Origin of the sequence: Mesorhizobium sp. M7D.F.Ca.US.004.03.1.1, assembly GCF_003998635.1 — a bacterium.
Taxonomy (GTDB): domain Bacteria; phylum Pseudomonadota; class Alphaproteobacteria; order Rhizobiales; family Rhizobiaceae; genus Mesorhizobium; species Mesorhizobium loti.
This window is the reverse complement of record NZ_RZQG01000758.1, coordinates 1-2913: the sequence shown is the minus strand read 5'-3', so window position 1 is coordinate 2913 and position 2913 is coordinate 1. Positions and strand designations below refer to the sequence as shown.

The following is a 2913-nucleotide window of genomic DNA, read 5'->3' as shown; positions in this document are numbered from 1 at the left end:
GACCGCGACTCAGATATGCGCCCCTGCCCTGCTGGTATCGCAGGGCTGGGCGCCTGAAACCGCCACGCTGGAGCGGTTGGCCGAGCTAGCGCGGCTCAGTAAATCCTGACGTCTTGTTTGACCTTGATCGTTCCCAGAACCGGCTTCCACTTTTGGGGATCATGGCTTTTTGTCTGACCATGATCTTTCCCAAAAACCGGCTTCCACTTTTGGGGATCATGGTCTGTTCAGCTTCGATAGAGCGTTCCAAGCAGGATCCGAAGGTCGAGCCAGAACGACGCCGTGCGGAGATAGGCGGCATCCGTTTGCGCCAAAAGCTCCGGGTTCGACATGTCGATGCCCTTGATCTGGGCCAGGCCGGTTATGCCCGGTAGTGCCGCCAACACGCCCAGCCGCCTGCGACACTCGATCAATTGCGTTTGGGTCGGCAGGCAGGGGCGCGGCCCGACAAGGCTCATCTCGCCCTTCAGGACGTTCCAGAACTGCGGCAGCTCATCGAGCTTGAACTTCCGCAAGACCCTTCCAACCGATGTCACGGAATTCGCCGGCGCTTCATGCGAGGGCAATGATGGCGTGCCGACATACATCGTGCGCAACTTGTGACAGCGAAAAAGCAGGCCGTCACGGCCGACCCGCGTCTGCGAAAAAATAGCCGGACCGGGCGACGATGCCCTGATGGCAAGGACGGCCAGCATCAAAACAGGAGATGTGGCCACCAGCAGCAGAACCGCACCGGCAAGATCGAAGATGTGCTTGGCTGCCTTCATGAACGGCCGATAATGCTCCCTGCGAAAGTCCCGAGGCAACGCCGCAGGCCAAGCCCGTCGACGTAGCATGAGCTCATCTCCTGACCAAGCGCGCCACGCAGCTGTTCGATGCTCAAATGCGTCCCAGGATGAAAGCGAGATAGAGCCCCAGGGTCCCTGAAAGAGTCTGCCGATAGACACCGCTTTTGCGCAAGGCTGCCAAGCGGCGGAAGAGACCGCCCTGCCGCCCGCTGGTGAACAGGTCGAGGCATGCCGCCGCGTCCTCGGTCAGGAGGTCGCGATTGACGGCAAGACCGTCAAGGTTGAGATCCGTCCAGCCGGCGAACTCACCCTTGAACAGGCGGCCAAGCCGGGAAACCCTTGCTCGCCACGACACGTTGGCGCCGACCAGGTTTGCCGCGTGCTGCCGGTAGCGCACCAGCGGCCGTGGATCGTAGCGGACGCCGCCGCCGGCGGCGGTCACGATGAGATAGGCCCACCAGTCGTGGCTGACGAACCCGGTCCGCGCGGAGGCCCTGGCCAGCAGGTCGCGTGCCGCGGCGTTGAGCAGGATGGTGTTGCCGCCGGCGATGCTTTGCACAAGCGCGTTGCGAAAGGATGGCGGCCGGGCAAAGAGCGGCGAATGGCCGACAAGGCTTCCCGTTTCGGTCATGGTCGCGGTTCGCGAGCAAAACATCAGTGGGGTCTTTGCGTCATGGGCCTGCATCCAGCGGATGGCGCTCTCCAGCCTGTCGGGCTCCCAGATATCGTCCTGGTCGCAGAAGGCATAGCAGTCCGCATCGATGCGTCGATCGAGGATCATCGATCGGAAATTGGCGGCGAAGCCTTGCCGCGGCCCCTCCACGAGGGTCATTCGACCCTTGGGCCAGCGCGATTTCCATGTCTCGATGATGGCGGTCGTGCCATCGATGGAACCATCGTCGGATATCCACAGGTCGACCAGAGGGTGCGACTGCGCGAGCAGGGACTGCAGCTGTTCATCGATGAAGGCAGCGCCATCCTTCGTGCCCATCAGGACCGCGACGCGCAGATCTGCTTTGCTCACGGGCAAGATCGCTTTCTGAATTCTGAATCGGGCCTAGCTCGCCTGCCCGGCCGTTTTCGGGATCGCGCCCTGATGAATGCTCCCCCGGGCCTTCTTGGCGCGGTCAAGGCCTGCCAGCACGGCGAGCGCGGCAGCCTTGTCCTGGTTTTTCGCCGATTGCTGCAGGGCCGTGAGCGCGATCTGGACATCCGACCATTCCACGACGTCCGTGCTAAGGCCAAAAATCTTCGAAATGCCGAGTTCGACGAGTTCCTCGTCTTCGCCATGCAGCGTTTCGTGGAGTTTTTCGCCCGGCCTTATGCCGGTGAACCGGATTGCAATGTCCTTGTATGGGCTCTTTCCTGACATGCGGATCATCGTTTCGGCCACTTCAAGAATCGGCACCGGCTTGCCCATGTCGAGCATATAGACGGCATAATCGTCTCCGCTGTGCCTGGACGCGGCATCGGTCGCCGACATGATGACAAGATCGACGGCTTCGGCCACGGTCATGAAATAGCGTGTCATGCGCCGGTCGGTGATGGTGACGGGTCCCCCAGCCTCGATCTGCGCCTGGAATATGGTCGCCACCGAACCATTGCTGCCAAAGACATTGCCGAACCGCACAGCTATGAATTTGGTGGCGGAGCCACGCCCGCCCGGCTCGCCTGCTGGCGCCCCGTGCAAGGCGCTGACGATCTGTTCAGCGGCCCGCTTTGTCATGCCAAGCACCGATGTCGGATCCACCGCCTTGTCGCTCGATATCAGGACAAATTGTGCAACACCGCATTTGGCGGCGACCTCGGCACAGACGAGTGTTCCGAAAATGTTGGTCTGGATGGCCGAATCCCAGTTTTCCTCGAGCAGCGGAACGTGCTTGAGCGCCGCGGCATGAAAGATGATGTCCGGCCGGAATTCCGTGACGACACGCGTTATCTGGCGTCGGTCCGCGACATCGACGATACGGACCTTGAGACGGTCGTGGTCCTTTTCGTCAATATACTGGCTCAGCTGGAAAATGCCGAACTCGGAGTTGTCGGCGACCAGCACCGCCTCCGCTCCCAGTTGCAGCGACCGTTTGACCAGGGTTTGGCCGATCGAGCCCGCGCCGCCCGTCACCAG

At 61.6% G+C, this 2913-nt stretch carries 3 protein-coding genes and 1 pseudogene; 1 reads left to right on the top strand and 3 read right to left on the bottom strand.

Annotated features, from left to right (window positions below; translation table 11 throughout):
- Positions 1-109 (top strand): annotated as a pseudogene (locus EN935_RS42320) (epimerase); the annotation flags it as partial.
- 118 nt (positions 110-227) lie between these two features.
- Here the strand turns inward: EN935_RS42320 and EN935_RS29320 are convergent.
- The 3 genes from EN935_RS29320 to EN935_RS29310 all read right to left on the bottom strand — a co-directional run.
- Positions 228-767, bottom strand: coding sequence for a sugar transferase (locus EN935_RS29320; protein WP_127262782.1), 540 nt, complete (start codon positions 765-767; stop codon positions 228-230).
- Positions 768-879: 112 nt separating this feature from the next.
- Entirely contained in the window at positions 880-1812 is a 933-nt protein-coding gene (locus tag EN935_RS29315) for a glycosyltransferase family 2 protein (RefSeq protein ID WP_127262781.1), read from the bottom strand.
- A gap of 33 nt (positions 1813-1845) precedes the next feature.
- On the bottom strand, positions 1846-2913 hold a 1068-nt coding region (locus tag EN935_RS29310), incomplete at its 5' end, for an SDR family NAD(P)-dependent oxidoreductase (protein ID WP_164771418.1).

What these genes read in the sequence shown, in the direction of transcription:
- EN935_RS29320 (WP_127262782.1), bottom strand. Translation starts at nt 767, where the DNA reads ATGAAGGCAGCCAAGCACATCTTCGATCTTGCCGGTGCGGTTCTGCTG.